The sequence below is a fragment of the Streptomyces sp. NPDC091376 genome, assembly GCF_044757085.1.
Lineage (GTDB): Bacteria > Actinomycetota > Actinomycetes > Streptomycetales > Streptomycetaceae > Streptomyces > Streptomyces pratisoli.
Map to the genome: position 1 here is coordinate 1 of NZ_JBIVUF010000042.1, position 17,626 is coordinate 17,626.

Below are 17,626 nucleotides of genomic sequence, written 5' to 3' on the forward strand. Positions count from 1 at the left end.
CCACATTGTTCTGACCGTATTTCGCGAAGAGGGAGACTCGGGTGGACGTCTGTCCGGTGGGGACTTGGTAGATCCCGTACCACTCCCCCCACTTGTCGCCGTCGGCGATGTCGAGGGGATACTTGTCGTCCCCGTTCGCGGGCTGTTGATATCTCTCGGTGGCTGAGGCGGCGTCGGCGATGGAGAGCCACATGACGGCGGGCTTGTCGCCGGGGACTCCGGAGTGTTTCAGGCGCCAGACCATTTCCTCGCCGGGGGTCGTCGCCACCTCCTGCGTCAAGGGGCTTCGCGGGTAGAGAGCGCCGTACTGTTTCCCTTCGGGCGAGGTGTCGGGGCCGACGCCGATACCGACCCACCCGTCAAGGGCTTTCCACCCCGGTACGTGCTTCCCCTCGACCCAGCCGCTCGTCGTCTGCTGGGGCTGCTCGAAGCCGCCGTTGACGAGGGTGGGTTTCGGGGTGGTCGTCGAGGGCTCGCTGGTTCCGGCGCTGGCGTGCTGGAGTACCAGCGCGGACAGCATCGCCGAGACCGCGCACGCGGCCACGACTATCGGTTTCCTTGATCTGCGGTGCCTGTTTCCACTCATGCGATTCATCCCTTTTCAGGTGCTGTTGGAACCGCTTTCCCGGGAAGAGGCGCAGGGCTGGGGCTGCCCGGGGCGGCTGGAGGTCAGTTCGTGGGTTTCCAGGGCCAGGGCGGCTTGGACCGCGGGGTGTCCCGGTCCGTCGGTTCGGTGGCGGGCGGCTTGGACGGGACGGCGGGCTCGTCTTCGGGTTCCTCGCCGCGTGGCGGGTCGTCCGCGCCGGGGCCACCGGGCCCGCCGGGCTCGTGCGGAGTGCGGGTCGGCTCGGGGCTCGGTGCCGGCGGGGTGGTGGAGGGGGCGGGAGAGGAGGGCGGCGTCGGTTCGTGGGTGGGGGTTGGCGTGGCGTCGTCGCGGGGGTTGTCCTTGCCGAGGTCGGAGCCGCCCGGTTTCCCGCTCTTGCCGGTGTCGGTGCCGTGGGGGGTTGAGAAGTACTCCACGGGTGTGCCGGAGAGGGCTGCTTTGGTGTAGGCGGTCCAGATCTTGGCGGGGAAGGTGCCGCCGCCGACGGTGGCGTTCCCGCCGAGTCCGTTGACGCTCAGGCGGGCGTGGCTGTCGGGGTCTTCGCGGAAGACGGTGACGGCGGTGGTCAGCTGCGGGGTGTAGCCGACGAACCAGACCGACTTCTTCTCGTTCGTGGTGCCGGTCTTGCCAGCGGCGGGGCGGCCGAGGGCTCGCGCGGCGCTGGCGGTGCCGGCCGGGGAGTCCACTGTGCTGCGCAGGACGTCGGTGACGGTGTCCGCGGTGCGGTCACTGAAGGCGCGGGTCTTTTCGGCGCTGGGGAGTGGGTGCTCGTCGCCCGCTCGGTTGAGCGAGGTGACCAGTCGGGTGCTGTGGTGGGTGCCGTGGTCGGCGAAGGTGGCGTAGGCGCTTGCCATGTCCAGGGCGCTGGGGGTGGCGACGCCCAGGGGCAGGGAGGGATAGGTGGAGAGGTCGGGGGTGTCCTTGTTCAGTCCCGCGGCCACGGCGGCGTCGCGTACCGCGGGCAGGCCTGCGTCCTGGGCGAGCTGGGCGAAGACGGTGTTGACGGAGCGGGCCATCGCGGTGCGTAGGGAGATGTCGCCGTAGCTGACGCCGCCCTGGTTGCCGGGGGCGTAGCCGTTGGTGGCGCGGTACCCGTTGTTGCCGTTGTAGATGGAGTCGGGCGTGATACGCCGTCCCTTGGTGTCGGTCGCCTTGTTCTCCAGTGCGGCGGCGAGCGCGAAGGCCTTGAATGTGGAGCCGGCTTGGATGTCGCGTCGTGTGGCGTCGTTGATGAATTGTTTGACGTAGTCGGGGCCTCCGTAGAGGGCCACGACCTTGCCGGTTCCGTTCTCGACGGAGGCGGCTCCCACGCGCGCGTCGCGGTCGGCGGCGCGGATTTCGGGCCGCAGTTGGGAGCGCAGCTGGTTGTCGACGGCCTTGACGAGGTCCTGCTGCTTGTTCTTGTCGAGGGTGGTGGTGATCTGCCAGCCGCCGGCGTCGAGCTGGGCCTCGGTGACGGTTCCGCTGGAGATGAGGTATTGGCGGGCGGCGTGGATGAGGTAGCCGTTCTGGCCCGACATGCCCTTGGACGGCTTGGGGTCGAGCGGCTCGGGGAAGACCGCCGAGGCGCGTTCGGCGGGCGTCAGCCAGTCCATGGTCCGCATGCCGTCCATGACGTAGTTCCAGCGTGCGACGGCCTTGTCCCGGTACTTGGGGTTCTGCTTGACGTCGTAGAGGCCGGGTGCGTTGAGCAGGGTGGCCAGGTAGGCGCCCTGGGAGGCGGTCAGGTTCTTGGCGTCTGTGCCGAAGTAGCTCTGGGCGGCCGCCTCGATGCCGTAGGCCCCGCGGCCGTAGTAGCTGGTGTTGAGGTAGCCCGCGAGGATCTCGTCCTTTGACAATTTCTTGTCGATTTTCAAAGAGATGAAGAGCTCGTTGAATTTCCGGGCGAAGGACACGTCCTGATTCAGGTAGTAGTTCTTCACGTACTGCTGGGTAATGGTCGACCCGCCCTGGGTCGCACCCCCCTTGACATTGTTGAAAAGAGCGCGGGAGATTCCCATCACGGAGATCGCGGGGTCTTTGTAGAAGTTTCGGTGCTCCGCCGCGAGAGTCGCGCGCTGCGCAGCGAGGGAGATTTGGTCGATCTTCACATTGTTGCGGTGCACCGCGCCCGAGCGGCCGATTTCGGTCCCGTCCGCGTAGAGCCAGACGTTGCTCTGCTGCTTGGCCTGCTTGTTCGGGTCGGGGATGTCCACCCATAAGTAGCCGGCGATGAGCGCCGCCATGAGCAGCACAAGGGCGCACAGGACCGACAGCAGCGCCGTACGGGGGCGTGGCACCAGACGGCGCCAGCCGGTCTTCTTCGGCTTGTTCGGGCGCACGCCGAACCGGCCCGCCCGCGCCGGACGGTCGGTCGCCTCGGAGCCCGGGGGCATCGAGGAAGCGTCCGGGCGGAGGTCTCGGTCATGGTGTGCACGCATGGCCGCGAAGATAGGGAGAGGCAGCCTAGAGGAGCATTAACTGCAAGATATGGGAATTGTAAAGACGGGGTGCTGTACAGGAGAGCAGCAAGGAGGGAATGTCAGGCATCAGCCCCGTTGAAAGGACCTGCGATGATTCCGACGCCTTCTACCGATCCGCCGGCCTATGGCTACGGCTACGCCGCGCGGGCGGCCGTGGAGTCCACACCGGTGTATGACGAGCTCAGGGCCGAGTGGGAGGCGTTCGGTCTCTACTGGCCCGGGGCGGACCGCGTGTACGCCGTGCCTGTTCACCACGTCCCCGCGGCGTCTGCCTATGCCCCTGCGGCGTCTGCTTATGTCCCTGCAGCGTCGGTGTGTCCGGAGTACGTACCGGGGTCGTGAGGTGTTTTGCTCACGCGGACGGGGACGGCTCATGGTCACGGTGCCGCCGGGAGCAGGTGCCGGCCCGCTGTTGTGCGTCGCTGCACCCGGGCGAGGGCGTGGGTGCTGAGAAGCCGGTGGCGGGTGGCGCGCGGCTTGGAGGGGGTGGAGGCTCGTGCAGGGCGTCCCGCAGGGGGCGCGTAGAGGCGGTTCATGGGGCAGTCGCGGGGGCAGGTCAGGGTTCCGTCAAGGGTGCGGCAGGGTCCGGTTCGCCTGACGGCATCGCCGGAGAGGGGATGTCGCTCTCCCCCGGCTGGTCGGGCAATCGGCCGACCTGCTGGCGCCCGTGGCGGCCTTAATGTCGATCAAGCGGCCCTCGCCCGTCAGGTACTCGCCTTGGACACGTGGGCGGGTCGCGGTGTCCTTGTCCCCGCCCGTGGTGGGGACTTCTCCGCCTCGGACACGCCGGTCGGGTGTCTTGGGGCTTTGAACAGCGAAAGTGACTGATTCATGCGCGCGGAAAACGACCGTAGGTCCCGGCGTCGTACCAAGACCGCCCCTTCCCGGCAGACGAAGAGTGAACGCGTGGTCGAGACGGCCGTTGCGGAGGACGCGCCGCCGAGGGAGGGCCGGCGCCGATCGCCGTTTGGGCGTCTGCGGCTGAGGGACATGCGGGTGCGCGCTCGCCTGTGCGCTGTAATGGCGATCCCACTGCTGGCGGCGAGCGTGTTGGGGGGCCTGCGGGTCAATGACTCGCTGTCCGACGCGGAGCGGTATGAGCAGTTCCATCAGGTGGCCGCGCTGTCCCATACCGGTACGGAACTGGTCCAGCAGTTGCAGCGCGAGCGTGACGTGGCGGTGGACCCTGCGGCGCGTGACGCGGTTGGAGCCGAGGGGCTGGCGCGGATTCGCCAGCACACCTCGGAGCTCGAGCGGCGCTTCCGTCACGAGGGTGAGTCCTTGTCCCCGAGTGATCGTCTGAGCACGCGTCTGGGCGGGGTCGACCAGGCCTTCTCCGAGCTTCCCAAGATTCGCACCGCGGTCGACCACGGACTGACGGGGCCGGAGGCGGACACCGCCTACCTGCAGATGATCATGTCGTTGCTCGGGATCGACAACGAGCTCGACGGTCAGCTCAACCACGAGTCCTCGCACGGCTGGGCCCTGTACACGCTCTCGTTGAGCACGTCGATGCTCTCCAGCGAGCGGGCATTGGCATCTCAGGCGGTGGCTTCGGGCACGCTCTCGGCTCCTCAGCGGGCGGCCCTGCTGGCGACAATGAAGATCCGTGACATGGCTCAGCGCGAGTTCGCGATGTCCGCCGACAAGGCGAACCTGGGTGCCTATCAGAAGGTGGCTTCGTCTCCCCACGCCGCCAACGCGGAGAAGGCTCTGCAGGCGCTGCTGGCGGCGCCGGAGGACCTGTCGCAGGCTTCGGCTCTGCCCGCGTCCTGGTACGAGGACTTCGGAACACGGGTGACCCAACTGGACAAGCTGGCACTGCACTTCTCCACCGAGTTGGTGAACAGCAGTGAGACGCAGTACGACGATGCCGTCTGGCAGGCACGGCTGGACGCGGCGATCACCGCGGCGCTGCTGGTGGCGGCGCTGGCGCTGGCGTTCGCTGTGTCGCGGAGCATCTCTCGCGGTCTGTCGCAGCTGCGGGACTCAGCAACCGACGTGGCCGAGGTCCGGCTGCCTCGGCTGATGCGTGATCTGCAGAGCAGCCGTGTGGCCGACATCGACCTGACGGTGCCCGCGAACCCGGTCACCACCGGGGACGAGATCGGTGAGGTGGCGCAGGCCTTTGACGCGGTGCACCGCGAGGCAGTTCGGTTGGCGGGCGACCAGGCGCAGCTGCGGGAGGCAGTGAGCACGCTATTCCGCAATCTCTCGCACCGCAACCAGACGCTGGTGCAGCGTCAGCTGCTGATCCTGACCGCTCTGGAGCAGAACGAGGAGGACGGCGCGCAGCTCAAGCGGCTGTTCGAGCTGGATCATCTGGCTACGCGGATGCGTCGCAACAGCGAGAACCTGCTGGTGCTGGCCGGCGGCAGCAGCTCGTCGCGGGTGGCGCGGCCGATGCCTTTGCTGGACGTCCTGCGCACGGCGATGTCGGAGGTGGAGCAGTTCGAGCGGGTGTCCCACTTCGCGCTTCCGCCGGTGCAGGTGGCCGGTTACGCGGTCAGCGACATCGCTCACCTGATCTCCGAGTTGCTGGAGAACGCGCTGATGTTCTCCAGCCCCCAAAACGAGGTCCAGGTCAGTTCCCAGAAGCTGCCGGACGGCCGTGTGCTGGTGGAGATCCGCGATTTCGGTATCGGTATGGACGCCCGCAAGCTGGAGCTTGCCAACGGCCACTTCGCCCAGCGGGAGGCGCTGGCGCCCGATGCCTCGGAGCACATGGGCCTGTATGTGGTGGGGCTGTTGGCCCGTCGGCACGGTGTTGAGGTCTCGCTGCGGACCGCCGCGCCGGGCACGTCGGCGATGGTCATCCTGCCTGCTGAGCTGTGCGAGCAGGACTCCTGGTCGGACCTCGAAACCGACACGGCCGACCTGCGCGCCGGGCAGTCTGGGCGGTCTGCGGCCCGTTCCCACGCTCTGCCCGCCCGAGGCGAGGAGTACCCGGGGGCGGGATCGCCGCCGAACGCGGACGGCGACGAGGCCGCCGCGCTCACGGCGCCGTCGCGGGAGGCCCTCCCCCACGAGGCGGAGGCCACCGACGGGCCCGTCGCGGCGCTGCCCGCCGCGGAATCGGGCGGAACCGGCGAACCGTCGCATGAGGAACCCTCCGGGCTCCCCCGCCGGGTACCGATGGCCAACCTGCGTCCCGGCAGCATCCCCGAGCCCGGGGAGAGCGCCTTGAGGGACGCTGCACCCGGCGAACCGGTCGGCCCGGCGACCGCGGAGCGTGGCTCCGCTCCGCCGGCTGCCGAGGCTCCCGAACGACTGCGGAGCCGGCTCGGCGCGCTGCAGCGGGGAATCGCGCGGGCCGGCGGCGAGAAGGACTACGCCCGCGGCGACGTCCGGCAGTGGCGGGAAGGCGAGAACGCATGAACGGGACCAACCTGAGCGAAGGTACGGCACGGCCGCCCGGCGCTGGTGAAGACGGCGGGCTGGACTGGATCGTCACCCGCTTCACCGGGCTCATGGCGGGGATCCGCTCTGCGGCGGTGGTCTCCTCCGACGGGATCCTGCTGGCTTCCTCGGCGCGCATACCCGGCGAGGCGGAGCAGCTCGCGGCTGTCAGCAGCGGAATCGTCGCCCTGAGCGGCGGCGGGGCACGGATGCTGGGCAGGGGAGGTGTCGGCAGGACCGTGGTGGAGATGGCGAACGGCACCCTGGTGGTGATGGCGATCTCCCGCGGGGCGCTGCTGGCGGTCCTGATGGCACCGGACTGCGATCTGGGCCTGGCCGGCTACCACATGGCGCGGCTCGCACAGCAGTGCGGAGCTGTCCTGACGCCCGCCGAGCGCGGGAGCACGCACACCTTCGGGTCCGTCCCCCCGCTGCCGCGGGGCCACGAGGGACTGGAGGCGGGCCCGTGAGCGGCTTCCTGGGAACGCGGTGGCCCCCAATGCAGGATGAGGGCATCGGGCCGCGCCCCTACACCCTGACGCGTGGCCGCACCCATGCCAGCCGGCCTCTGCGGCTGGAGACGATGGTGCAGACCCAGGGCGGGAACCCCGGCTGCGGGTCCGTCCTGCCGGAGCACGACGCCATTTGTCGGCTGTGCCTGGAGCCTCGGTCACTGGCGGAGATTTCCGGACTGCTGCAGATGCCGTTCGGAGTGACCCGCGTGCTGGTGTCCGACCTGGCGGACAGCGGCCTGCTGTATGTGCACGAGGCCCTGGAAGGCAACGCTCCGGCCGCCTTGCTGGAGCGGGTGCTGCACGGACTGAACCGGATCTGACGCGGGTTGAGGGAGCGAATCGTGAACAACACCGGCACACGCCTGGTCACCAGCGCCAAGATCGTCATTGCCGGCGGTTTCGGGGCCGGCAAGACCACGTTCGTGGGATCGATTTCGGAGATCCCGCCGCTGCGGACCGAGGCGGTCATGACCGAGGCGGCCGAGAGCGTGGACGCCCTGGCCCACACGCCGGGCAAGCAGACCACGACCGTCGCGATGGACTTCGGTCGCATCACCATCGACGACGACTTGGTGCTGTTCCTCTTCGGAACACCCGGCCAGGACCGCTTCTGGTTCATGTGGGACGACCTGGTCCGGGGCGCCGTGGGCGGCGTGGTCATCGCCGATGCCCACCGTCTGGCGGACTCCTTCGCGGCCGTCGACTACTTCGAGAACTGCGGACTGCCCTACGTCGTGGCGCTCAACCCCTTCGGGGGTGAGCGGCCCCACTCCCCCGACCAGGTACGCGCCGCGCTGGGCGTGGATGCCTCGGTGCCGGTGCTGTACGCCGACGCTCGTGAGCGCCCGGACGTGCGGGAGACGCTGGCCGAGACCGTCCGGCAGGCACTACGAGCCCGCACCGCCGCGGCAGTGCGGTGAGAGCCGCGAACGCGCGGGAAGAGTCCGTGACATCACGCATCGAACGCTAGGAAAACTTTCATGAACGGCGCGACGCACAGTGAGACAGACACGCAGACGGCGTTCGAGGAATTCATCGACGCCGCGTCGGTGCAAGAAGCGGTGCTCGCCTCGGCGGACGGGCTGCTGCTTGCCTCCTCGGCCGGCCTCCCCCGTGACCGAGCCGACCAACTGGCCGCTCTGGCCACCGGGCTTGTCAGCCTCGGCGGCGGGGCGTGCGCCCTGTTCGGCGGCGGCACCGTGCTGCAGACGATGGTGGAGATGGATCGAGGGATCCTCTTCGTCACGCGGATACCCCAAGGCGGCGCCCTCGCCGCCATCGCGGCGGACGGCTGCGACGTCGGCTCGGTCAGCTACGAGCTGTCGGCGTACGCGCAGAGCGTGGTCACGCCCGGACGTCATCCGTAACCACTGATCCCGCCGCGGGGTGACCCGCGGCGGGAGCCGTCGTGCGACCGTCAGGCGATCTTCACGCTGTGGTTTTTCATCGGCGGCTGGATCCGCCCGTTGGGGGCGGGAGCAGGATCGCTGCAGGTCTGGACCGAGTCACCGGCCCGCGCGGCCGGCTTACCTCCGATGAGCACCGATGCGCTGCCGGCGAGGACGGTGCCGGTGTGGGTGGGAGGTATCTGGAACGGCGCGGTCGGCGGAGGGATGTGCGGGGGTGCGATGGTCACCGTGCTGGATACTGTCGCCGCGGGCATCCCTCCGATGAGGACCTTGGGGCAGCAGCCGCCGGCAATGGTGGCCTGGAAAGGGAACGGCAGCAGGGTGGGCACCGGAGGACCGGGAGGGGCGGGCATGAGCACGATGTGCCGGTCGGTACCGACGACTTTGTCGCCCATGCGCGCGGCGAGAGCGGAAGGCATCAGTGACCCCTTGCGTACAGTGCGCGGCCCAGGCAGGCGCAGGGAACGGGCACGGGTCTCAGCTCTCGCGGGTGATGACGCGTCCCGAGAACAGCGCGGCCGGCGCGCAGGTGTCGCCGTCGCTCTCAGTGCAACGGACGGCAAGCACGATCCGGTCACCCGCTTCGAACACGATGGGTTCCAGCCAGTGAGCAGCGTCGCGCTGGAGGCGACCGAGGTCATAGCGCAGCAGCGGTTCGCTGTTCTTGCGGATCTCCAATGTTCCCTTGGAACCGGGCGCGTTCTCCAGGACGATGTCGCTGATGCTGATCGTCTGGCCCTCCTCCACCTTGCGGGAGTAGCTCGTGAACGGGCCCTTGTCGGCCGGCTTGACCGCCGACTCCAGCCGGAAGGTGAGCGAGTCGATCGTGACGGCGGCCTCGGCGGCCCCCCCGCCCGAGCCGCTGATCTTCTGCTTGCCGGTATCGCCGCCTCCCCCGGAGGTGCCCCCGGAGCTGCCGCCCTCCGAACCCCCGGTGGAGCCGTCGGGCGCATCCGAGGGGCTCGCGGTGCCCTCTCCGGGCTTGTCACCCTCGCCTTCCTTCGCCCCCTCACCGTCCTTGTCCCCGGTCTCTCCGCCACCGGTGGCGCCGCCGGCATCCTCCGACACCGTGCCCTCGGCGGCGCTGGACTTGGGCGCGGCGTTGAGGATGGTGGGGCCGATGACCAGTGCCAGGACCAGCCCGGCCGTGGCGAACGTGGCCGCCTTGGGCAGCCAGCGAGGCAGCAGCGGCGGTTGGACGACCACACCGGGAATCTGCGTACGGCTGCCGTCCGCGGCGAGAACGGTGACTTCCATCGGCAGCGTCTTCGGCTGCCCGGTCATGAAGCGCCGCTTCATCCGCACACGCAGCGGGACCAGCCGTGTGGTCCCCGCCTCAATCGTGATCTTGGGAGGGACGAACTGGAAGGCCAGGTCACCGCTTTCGTCACTGCCCATGAGCTGGACCGTGACGGGTCCGTTGCCCAGGTTGTCGACCGCCACCTTGGTACGGGCGACCCGGGCCCCACGCATCGTGCGGGGCACCAGCTCGCCGGCGACCTCCGTGTAGGTGCCGACCTCGACGGTCCCTTCCTGGACCACCGACCCTTCGGTGTCCTCCCGGGCCATCACCCGCAGGGCGAACGCTTTGCCGCCGCTGGTCACCTCCGCGGACCGTGGCGGCGCGAACGTCAGCGTCGCCCGCGCGTCATCTCCGGGGAAGACGTTGATACTGGAGGGCTCCACCGTGGTCCACTCGGCGGTCTCGCCCAGCACGTCCAGTGTGAAACTGTCCACGGTCTGACCGGTGTTGTGAATCCTCACCGAGCAGGTGGCGGTGCCACCCGGTTCCACTGCGACTGTCTGCTCATCGAGCGATGCGATAACTCCCATGAACGAACTATCCGTGACGGCATGGAAGCCCAGTATCGGCCAGTGGGCAGACGGCGGGGCACATCTCCTGCCCTTCCGGCCTCCTGCCAAATCGTACGTCCCACAGGGATACTTGCTCCATGGACATACGCCATGAGCCGCCGTCGGGGTGGACGAGCAACGACAACTTCGAGTTCGACATCACCTGCAACGAAATCCGTGAAGGGCTTGTCGACTTCGAAGCGGACATGCTCACCTTCTGCTTCACGCCGCGCACCGGCACCGGGGAGCTGGAGTGCAAGGTGGAACTCCGCGAGTACCTGGGCGGCGGCTCGATCGGCAGCGTCCTGCTGAACGGCACCGGCGTCACCACGATCCACAAGGACCAAACCGCGAACTCGTGGCTGTGCTTCTCCGGATTCGGCTGGCACGACGAGAAGCGCACCCAGCGCATCGGCGTCTGCCACTACCGCGTCTCCCTGGAGGAGGGCACCTCCACCGTCCGTGTCGTCATCGGCGCGCAGGAGCACCAAATGTGACGCAAGCCCGATAGGGCCCCCGCACGGACAATCTTTCGCATGGCTGCAGATAGCCCCCCGTTAAGGTCCGGCGAGGCAGCATGAAGGAACAGGGCCGGTGAACGGGCGTACCCCCCACGTACCTCCACTTCTCCAGACCCCGGCACCTGCATCCGTTGCCCTGAGGGGAAGAAACCTGATGTCGAACAGAATCCCAGTCACCGTCCAAGCACTGGACTCCATATCGGAGATGGGCGTAACAGCCGCCCTGCGCGCGCGCCCGGAGATCCGTGTACTCGACCGCCACGAGGCCGCGCCCGAGACGGTCGCCGTGCTCGTCGTCGACGAGGTCGACGACGCCGCGATCTCCCTGGTGAAGTCCATCCGAGCACAAGGCCTGGACCGGATCGTGCTCGTGGCCTCCTCCGTGGAGGACGAAGGCGTCCTCGCCGCTGCCGAGGCCGGCATTAGCGGCCTGGCACGCCGCAAGGACATCACCCCCGAAGGACTCGTCCAGGTCATCACGTCGGTCGACCGCGGCGCCGGTGTCGTCCCTCCGGACCTCGTCGGACGGCTCCTCAAGCAGGTCTCCCGGCTCCAGAACCAGGTGCTGACTCCACGCGGGCTCCGATACTCCGGCATCACCGAGCGGGAGGCGGACGTCCTACGCCTGGTCTCCCAGGGCCTGGACACCCAGGAGATCGCCCAAAAGCTGTCCTACTCCGAACGTACCGTCAAAAACACACTCCACGCCATCAACAACAGGTTCCACCTGCGCAACCGGCCACACGCCGTCGCCTACGCCATCCGCGAAGGCCTCATCTGAACCTGCCCAGACCGGTGAGGGTGACGAAGCATGTTCGTCACCCCCACCAGCATTCCCAGATCCGCATCCAAATCGAAGAATCACAGTCGCCCTGGCCCGGCAACAAGACAGGGCTTGGAACGTAGCGCCCAACTGGCTGGGTGAGTTCCTCCGTCCAGTACTACAGGCGAGCTTCGAGAGCGCGCTGCCATAGATGCGGGTAGTGGATCCGTTCTTCGATGCTCTGGTGGGTTCTGCGCCCACAAGTACTGAGCGACGATGACGGAGGGCATGTGCCAGGCGGTCTGTTGGCTCCTCCCCCCCCCTGAAAGGAAGGGATTTACCGCTCACCTGGCCTGATCCTCAGCGACTGGCAGGGCTTACAAGATCAGCACCAGCCGGGTTGAGACCAACCCGGACATGGGGGTACCTCCCAGCCGGTCGGTGGGGGACATGACGCGGGCGGAGTTCTTGTCCCTCGGGGACACCGCTGCGCACGCGGAGCAGGTATACGTTCTCCCGGAGAGCGGGGGGATGTGTGCTTGGCTCTCGCTCCGCACTGTGCGCAATCCATGGTGGTGTGCGCGGGGTGGATCAGGTGCACGGTACGTGAACGCGCGGCAATGGCCAGGGCGATGTGGCGGCGTCAGGGCTCACAGTGCCGCATCTCGTAGTGGTCCAGGCGGCAGTCCGCCTTCCCCGTGTCGAGACGGCCTTCGGGCACCCAGCGCAGTCCCGCGACCTGCACCACTGCCGGCAGCGTTGTGCCAGTGCGGGCGGCGCATACGGCGAAGTGGGCCGTTCTTCCGTGTCGCCGATGGAGTGTCGGGCAGGTGTTGCCAGCCCTTGCGGCCCGGCCCGGCCGAGAGGACCAAGACCAATGCGCCATTGCGCAGGCGTGCCGCTCGCCCTTGGCGCCCTCCTGCACGAGCGCTGCTCGAGAACCGTCGATAACTGGCAACGAGCAAGTCACCTCGCATCGAACCGAGCCAGCTCGCGTCGACCGTCTCATCGCGCGGCACCACCCTCACATAGCCATTGCCGAGCCGTTCGAGTCCAGCACACAGGTTCCGGTCATGGCCGTAGACGGCGTCGGCGGCCACCCAAGCTAAGGGGGCAGACCGCGCAGTCTACCGTTCCTCCAGGCATCTTCCCAGTTCAGGTTGGGTGACCACTGGCTTCGACCCGGTCCACGCGCACGTCGGCCACCTTGCACCGCTGGCGCTTACCGGCCCCGTGGTGTCCGAGGTAGAGGGCGTAGGCGATGAGGGCAGACCCGTAGCTGGTGGCGTACGCCAGGAGCACCGCGGCCTGGCCGTTCTGCGTGGGCCCAGTGAGCCTTTTCAGCGGCGCTTCTCAAGGGTGAGGGTGGCTTTGGCTGCTGACGTGAGCCAAGTGGGACTGCAACGAAGCATGGCGGAAGATCCGCCATGTCTTCAGTGAGGCGATGCCCCGCTCGACGGGGTGGCGGAGTCGTGCATGGGCTTTGTTCAGCGACTTCTCGGTGGCGGTGAGTTGTTTGCCGGGGCGGCGCCGGACGGGGACGGCGAAGTTTCCGCCGTAGCCCAGGTCGGCGAGGACCGGGATACCCAGCCGGTGGCAGGTGATGACGATGCGGTGGCGGCGGGCCGCGGTCAGATCGATCGAACGAGCCCCCTCAGGTGCAGAGTTCAGACGTCAGACATCTGTCTCAACACCCAAGGGGCCTCGTCCGTTCTGCCACAGTCTCGTCACCCAATCGGTGACCACGTTGAGACCCTGTCTCGTCCAGGATCGGCCCCAGCATCGGGTTCACCGAGGTGCTCGACCACGAACACCCGCACTCCGTCGGGCAGTGCGTCCGCATTCCACGCCGTCCTGCGCAGCAAGGTCTTCACCTGATCCGATGCCACGCGCCCGATGCACGCGGCGATCCGCCAGGAGTTCTTCCGCTCGACCGTTCCCAGCAACGCCTTCAGATACGCTCGAGCCGTCAGCCCCAGCTCAACCCAGCCGAACAGGCTCGCGCGTTTCGCGAAGAAGCCCTCGAACCCACACCGCTGCCGCCCGCCGCGAGGCTCCCACCAGCCCCGCACCCTGCCACTGGACTTCCTCAGCCTCCCCTGGCCAGCCCACTTCATGATCATCAGGACTTTGAATCAGCCCTGCCTCAATCGGCAGCGATCGCGCCTGAAAGATCGAGGCTAATTTCCCGTTCGCCTACACCTTAATGCCACTCGGAAGCAGAAATGCCCCACTAAACTGGGGTGCGCTTGAATTGCAACTACACTCTCAGCCCTGAGGATGATTCGACATGGAAAGCAGCGACTCGTTTATCCCCCACGACTTTCTCCAAGGCTGGGACCACATCTACACGTTTCCGAATTACGAAATCCTGGCTTCATATCAAGCGAACCCTGAAGAATTGATCAACCTCGACGAAAGATACCTGCAGCACTTCCTGACTTACTACCAATATGTACCCGGAGAAGACAAGGAGGAGTTCTCCCCCATCCATCGCGACCCCATAGAGGCCTTCGTAGATCTGGCGAGGAAGCACGCCGAAGATCTTCGACCCATCTTCAATGATTATCTGGATTACTTCCACGCACGCATCAGCCCTCTAAAACCGGCACACACCGGCCGTCTAATAGATGAAGATCTTGCCGCATTGACCGGCCTCAATGTCCCTCGCCACTCCGAGGAGAAGCCCGACTCCCTCCGGGTTCACCTGGACGTGAAAGGACCCACGTCCGCAGCCCTCAACGCAGGGAGAACGCAACAAATATCCGATCGGTTTTCCGATTATTTTTCCAAGAGACTCCGGCATGACGCAGATGACGATTTCATTCTGCAGGAGATTCGAAATGAGAGCAAGCGCGATCTCGAGATCCACCAACCGTACTTGAGCGGCAAATGGACGAAGCTTTACACCCAGGAAACCTTGGATCTCCTGAGGAAGCTGCACCTTGAGAACGTGCAGCAGCTTCACCCGAATTTCAGGGAACCCTTTCTCGCATTTTATCGCCGAAACGCGTCGCTGTCATACGATGAGATCGCTCTTCTCGACGCCCCAGACGCATGGCCCACCCGGGACGTCGGGAAGCTGTGGGGCGAGTATCTCACCGCTTTCGAAAAGCACTGCCCAAAAATTTCCGATTCCGAGACGGGGAACGTCCGGGAGATCGGCATGCCCAGCTCCGAGCCTGAAAACGAAAAGCTCGATAGCCTAAGATCCTTTTTCGGTGGCCCCTTGCCCAGCATCACTGTTGAGCACACCCCCCCTGACGATCCCACAAAGATCGACATGTCCGACTCCGAGCTTGGGCGCGAAAGGATCGAGGGCTTGAAATATGTTTTCGATTCCTTCTCCAGCATCACCGTCAAGTACCCCTTCCCTGACGATCTCACGACGGGCGGATGGGCCAACTTCTATACAGAGGAGAACTATCAACACCTACGCCTGACCAATGCCGACTCACTCAAGGGTCGATACAGGGAGAATTTCCTGAGGTTCTGCGCCTCCAATTTCGGCACCCACAGGATGGATCTCGACAGATTTATACAGAATGAAAACTATCATATATTCCTGAACGAACACCTCGGTCCATATTACGAATTCTACCGCGAAGCCTTCAAACTGCTAGTTCCCATGTCCGACCCGGAGTTCGTAAAATCCTACGAGCAGAAAATGATTGAACTAGGGTATCGCATACCAGAGGATTTGCAGAGCTGGCAATGGGGAGGCCGTAAGTTTTTCAGCGAGGGCAGAGCATACGACTACCTCCGCCTTGATTTCGATGAATTCAAGGAAAGGGCGAAACACAACTCCAAGGAGAGGTACCACTTTCTGGCCTATTGCCACTATCGAATCAAGAAAATCGAAGTGGACCGCCAGGAGTTCATCAGCCGTCTCGATAAAGACGACCCCTTCACCGCGGATGAGCAGCGGAATCACTTCTTCGCTTTCCGCAGGGCGATAAATGCAGGGCGTGTCGAAAAATACTGGGATGGCTACCGGAGGAGTTTTAAGGAAATTTACGATGATTTGGTCCGGGGTGGCGATTCGATAGTCACACCGGAGAGCCTTTTGCAAGGCCTTCCCCATCTCACCGTTACCGAGCCTCAGCGACAGTTACTCTACTCAATGATCAATGAACACAAAACCCTGGTTCTCTATAAACACATATTGACGACCTTGCGATCAACACAAGAAGACGCCCAACTGGAAAATGCGGAGTATCGAAAACGAATTGCCTCTGTGTTGAGAAGTGAATCCATGGCGGAGTACCTCCCCAGCGAGTTGCCAACTCTCGAGAAGGGCGATCTCCATTCTCTCGCCAATCAGGTTACGTCCGTCGCGGACATGAATCCGGCGCAAACAGAGAATTTCATCCTATTCTGTTCCATGCGCGGCAAAAATGGAGATGATATCGCCGGCATTCTCGGAAAGGATGCCGTCGACGAAAATGAGAGGCAGCAGATCGGCCGCCTTTTTGCGGATTTCGTCCGGCTCGCCCGCGCCACCAACAACAGGCTAACCTTCCCCCAGCCAAAGATCATAGCCGAGATGATCAAGCATTTCGAGACTAATCAATTTGGCATCCTCGCTTCCGTTTTGGAGGATATAGATACCTATGAGAACATCGTCAAGGTCATGAATTTCTTCCACGATAAGGAGCTGACCAAATCGCAGATGAAGTTCCTCGCAGCAAAGATCACTGCTTAAGGGCGTGTAGTATTCGGTGCGGTTCGTGATTTATCCGCTGACTTCGTCGGCTGACCGCCGTCGGTAGTGGCTGTGTCGGGCTGTTGCCTGGTGGCGTCTGCGCCAGTTGTCCGCAGCATGACGTGTTGGAGGTGGACCTTGCCCTCGCCTCGGTAGCCGCAGCGGCGCATGCCGTGTCCGTGGGTGAACTCGTTGACTGTTCCCCCACTGTTCCCTCGACTCCGGAGCGGACCGCGTAGCGGGTCTTCCACTCGGGTGTCTGTTGCTCGGCACGGACGCGGAGTTGCAGGTCACGGAGTTCTCGCGAGGGAAAGCCGACGGTGCAGTGGTTTTCGCGGGAGGTGGTGCACTGGGCGCGGGCCGGGCAGGGGTGGCACTGGCTCTTGGTGAGCCGTGCCACGATCAGTGGGGGCTGCGGTGGGCGAGCGAGGTTGAGTAGGGACCGTGCCAGCCCTGGCTGACCTGCCCCTCGGGGCAGGTGACCTGCTGGCCGGTCGTAGTCGATGGGAAAGTCGTCGCGGGCGAAGCCTTCACCCGGCGGTGTTGGCGGGTGGGGTTGCCCCGGAGCGGTCCGGAGACGGTGACCTGGTGGTCACGTGCGGTTTGTGCCAGGTGGGGCAGGGAGGTGTAGCCGCTGTCGACCAGGTGCTCGGCGGGCAGCAGGCCGCGGCGGTGCAGACGGATGTGCGGCCGTAACGGCGCCCCCAGCCTTCGGCGGTGCCGGCGACTTCCTCCAGCGCGGCGCGAACCGCTTCGGTGACCATCTCCAGCCGGGTCAGGTCACGGACTGCGGCCAGGACCTGGGCGGAGTCGGTGCGCTGTGTGGTGCGCTCGCGTACCAGGCCGGCCTCCTTCAGGCGGGCCAGGGCGAGGCCGAGGAGGCGGTCGGCGCGGTCCGCCCTCGGTGAGACGGTCGCGGAAGTCGGCCAGCACGTTGTGGTGGAAGCCGGGATCGTCCAGCTCCATGGCCAGCCCGTACTTGAAGTCGACGCGGCAGCGAACCGCCTCGGCGGCCTGCCGGTCCGACAGGCCGAGCACGAACTCCAGCACGCAGACGGTGGCCAGCTCCTCGTCACGCCACAGCCCGTCCAGGCGGTCTCTCACCCACATCGCCGCCGTACCGCCCGGGTTGCTCGCCCTCGCGATCTGCGCTGTCAGAGGCGGGACTTGCTCACCGGAACGAGGACGGAGCGACAACGGACACCTCGACAACTGCATGGGCTCTCGGAACACCCCGAGCATGCCCACCGATCACCCCTGCGCACCGGGAGGCTCCAAGATCCCCGACAGAGTCAAGCTCCAGTGGGAGTTGATCGAGCCGTTACTGCTGGAGTGGCGGGCAGCCCGCGCCGAGGGCCGGGAACCCACCACCGACCTGCGTGAGGTCGTCAACG

The 17,626-nt window shown here is 65.9% G+C and carries 15 protein-coding genes and 2 pseudogenes; 8 read left to right on the plus strand and 9 right to left on the minus strand.

Annotated features, from left to right (window positions below; genetic code table 11):
- Positions 1-586 (minus strand): annotated as a pseudogene (locus tag ACIQMR_RS37575) (hypothetical protein); the annotation flags it as partial.
- 83 nt (positions 587-669) lie between these two features.
- Positions 670-3,024: a transglycosylase domain-containing protein gene (locus ACIQMR_RS37580; RefSeq protein ID WP_401397467.1), complete on the minus strand. Its 2,355-nt coding sequence runs from the start codon at positions 3,022-3,024 to the stop codon at positions 670-672.
- Positions 3,025-4,086: 1,062 nt separating this feature from the next.
- On the opposite strand from ACIQMR_RS37580, the gene ACIQMR_RS37585 reads away from it, so the two are divergent.
- The 5 genes from ACIQMR_RS37585 to ACIQMR_RS37605 are packed head-to-tail and all read left to right on the plus strand — an operon-like array spanning position 4,087 to position 8,347.
- Entirely contained in the window at positions 4,087-6,444 is a 2,358-nt protein-coding gene (locus tag ACIQMR_RS37585) for a nitrate- and nitrite sensing domain-containing protein (RefSeq protein WP_401397470.1), read from the plus strand.
- Positions 6,441-6,935 (plus strand): roadblock/LC7 domain-containing protein, encoded by a 495-nt coding sequence (locus ACIQMR_RS37590; RefSeq protein ID WP_401397473.1) that lies wholly within the window; start codon positions 6,441-6,443, stop codon positions 6,933-6,935. The genes ACIQMR_RS37585 and ACIQMR_RS37590 overlap by 4 nt, the downstream gene beginning before the upstream one ends.
- Positions 6,932-7,300 (plus strand): DUF742 domain-containing protein, encoded by a 369-nt coding sequence (locus tag ACIQMR_RS37595; RefSeq protein ID WP_401397476.1) that lies wholly within the window; start codon positions 6,932-6,934, stop codon positions 7,298-7,300. Before ACIQMR_RS37590 ends, ACIQMR_RS37595 begins: the two co-directional genes overlap by 4 nt.
- 21 nt (positions 7,301-7,321) lie before the next feature.
- Positions 7,322-7,900 carry a GTP-binding protein gene (locus ACIQMR_RS37600; protein ID WP_401397479.1) on the plus strand — a complete coding sequence of 193 codons (579 nt, stop codon included), beginning with the start codon at positions 7,322-7,324 and terminating at the stop codon, positions 7,898-7,900.
- 60 nt (positions 7,901-7,960) lie between these two features.
- Complete coding sequence (locus tag ACIQMR_RS37605) at positions 7,961-8,347, plus strand: roadblock/LC7 domain-containing protein (RefSeq protein ID WP_401397482.1); 387 nt, start codon at positions 7,961-7,963, stop codon at positions 8,345-8,347.
- 50 nt (positions 8,348-8,397) lie between these two features.
- On the opposite strand, the gene ACIQMR_RS37610 is transcribed toward ACIQMR_RS37605, so the two are convergent.
- Together ACIQMR_RS37610 and ACIQMR_RS37615 are read right to left on the minus strand one after the other, a co-directional pair.
- Complete coding sequence (locus ACIQMR_RS37610; RefSeq protein WP_401397484.1) at positions 8,398-8,808, minus strand: PAAR domain-containing protein; 411 nt, start codon at positions 8,806-8,808, stop codon at positions 8,398-8,400.
- 58 nt (positions 8,809-8,866) lie between these two features.
- Positions 8,867-10,126 carry a hypothetical protein gene (locus ACIQMR_RS37615; protein WP_401397487.1) on the minus strand — a complete coding sequence of 420 codons (1,260 nt, stop codon included), beginning with the start codon at positions 10,124-10,126 and terminating at the stop codon, positions 8,867-8,869.
- A 215-nt stretch (positions 10,127-10,341) separates the two neighbouring features.
- Between ACIQMR_RS37615 and ACIQMR_RS37620 the strand changes: the two genes are divergently transcribed.
- Positions 10,342-10,740, plus strand: coding sequence for a hypothetical protein (locus tag ACIQMR_RS37620; protein ID WP_401397490.1), 399 nt, complete (start codon positions 10,342-10,344; stop codon positions 10,738-10,740).
- A 178-nt stretch (positions 10,741-10,918) separates the two neighbouring features.
- Positions 10,919-11,545 (plus strand): response regulator transcription factor, encoded by a 627-nt coding sequence (locus tag ACIQMR_RS37625; protein ID WP_362889619.1) that lies wholly within the window; start codon positions 10,919-10,921, stop codon positions 11,543-11,545.
- 342 nt (positions 11,546-11,887) lie between these two features.
- Here ACIQMR_RS37625 and ACIQMR_RS37630 read toward each other — a convergent pair.
- The 3 genes and pseudogenes from ACIQMR_RS37630 to ACIQMR_RS37640 form a co-directional block, all read right to left on the minus strand.
- A pseudogene (locus ACIQMR_RS37630) lies at positions 11,888-12,134 on the minus strand (zinc ribbon domain-containing protein); the annotation flags it as partial.
- A 746-nt stretch (positions 12,135-12,880) separates the two neighbouring features.
- Positions 12,881-13,198: a transposase family protein gene (locus ACIQMR_RS37635; RefSeq protein WP_401397504.1), complete on the minus strand. Its 318-nt coding sequence runs from the start codon at positions 13,196-13,198 to the stop codon at positions 12,881-12,883.
- 56 nt (positions 13,199-13,254) lie between these two features.
- The gene (locus ACIQMR_RS37640; protein ID WP_401397493.1) at positions 13,255-13,650 is read right to left on the minus strand and encodes a hypothetical protein; all 396 of its coding nucleotides are present in this window, start codon (positions 13,648-13,650) and stop codon (positions 13,255-13,257) included.
- Positions 13,651-13,817: 167 nt separating this feature from the next.
- Here ACIQMR_RS37640 and ACIQMR_RS37645 point away from each other — a divergent pair, with 167 nt between their 5' ends.
- Positions 13,818-16,232, plus strand: a complete 2,415-nt coding sequence (locus tag ACIQMR_RS37645) for a hypothetical protein (protein ID WP_401397496.1) — start codon at positions 13,818-13,820, stop codon at positions 16,230-16,232.
- Here ACIQMR_RS37645 and ACIQMR_RS37650 read toward each other — a convergent pair.
- Together ACIQMR_RS37650 and ACIQMR_RS37655 are read right to left on the minus strand one after the other, a co-directional pair.
- On the minus strand, positions 16,222-16,632 hold the full coding sequence (locus ACIQMR_RS37650; protein WP_401397498.1) for a transposase: 411 nt from the start codon (positions 16,630-16,632) through the stop codon (positions 16,222-16,224). The two genes, ACIQMR_RS37645 and ACIQMR_RS37650, sit on opposite strands and share 11 nt — an antisense overlap.
- Before the next feature lie 380 nt (positions 16,633-17,012).
- The gene (locus tag ACIQMR_RS37655) at positions 17,013-17,336 is read right to left on the minus strand and encodes a transposase (RefSeq protein WP_401397501.1); all 324 of its coding nucleotides are present in this window, start codon (positions 17,334-17,336) and stop codon (positions 17,013-17,015) included.
- Positions 17,337-17,626: the final 290 nt, after the last annotated feature.

Excerpts from the sequence above, each read along its gene's own strand:
- ACIQMR_RS37640 (WP_401397493.1), bottom strand. The coding sequence starts at position 13,650 with ATGATCATGAAGTGGGCTGGCCAGGGGAGGCTGAGGAAGTCCAGTGGC.
- ACIQMR_RS37620 (WP_401397490.1), top strand. The coding sequence starts at position 10,342 with ATGGACATACGCCATGAGCCGCCGTCGGGGTGGACGAGCAACGACAAC.
- ACIQMR_RS37605 (WP_401397482.1), top strand. The coding sequence starts at position 7,961 with ATGAACGGCGCGACGCACAGTGAGACAGACACGCAGACGGCGTTCGAG.
- ACIQMR_RS37590 (WP_401397473.1), top strand. The coding sequence starts at position 6,441 with ATGAACGGGACCAACCTGAGCGAAGGTACGGCACGGCCGCCCGGCGCT.
- ACIQMR_RS37625 (WP_362889619.1), top strand. The coding sequence starts at position 10,919 with ATGTCGAACAGAATCCCAGTCACCGTCCAAGCACTGGACTCCATATCG.
- ACIQMR_RS37580 (WP_401397467.1), bottom strand. The coding sequence starts at position 3,024 with ATGCGTGCACACCATGACCGAGACCTCCGCCCGGACGCTTCCTCGATG.
- ACIQMR_RS37645 (WP_401397496.1), top strand. The coding sequence starts at position 13,818 with ATGGAAAGCAGCGACTCGTTTATCCCCCACGACTTTCTCCAAGGCTGG.
- ACIQMR_RS37585 (WP_401397470.1), top strand. The coding sequence starts at position 4,087 with ATGGCGATCCCACTGCTGGCGGCGAGCGTGTTGGGGGGCCTGCGGGTC.
- ACIQMR_RS37610 (WP_401397484.1), bottom strand. The coding sequence starts at position 8,808 with ATGCCTTCCGCTCTCGCCGCGCGCATGGGCGACAAAGTCGTCGGTACC.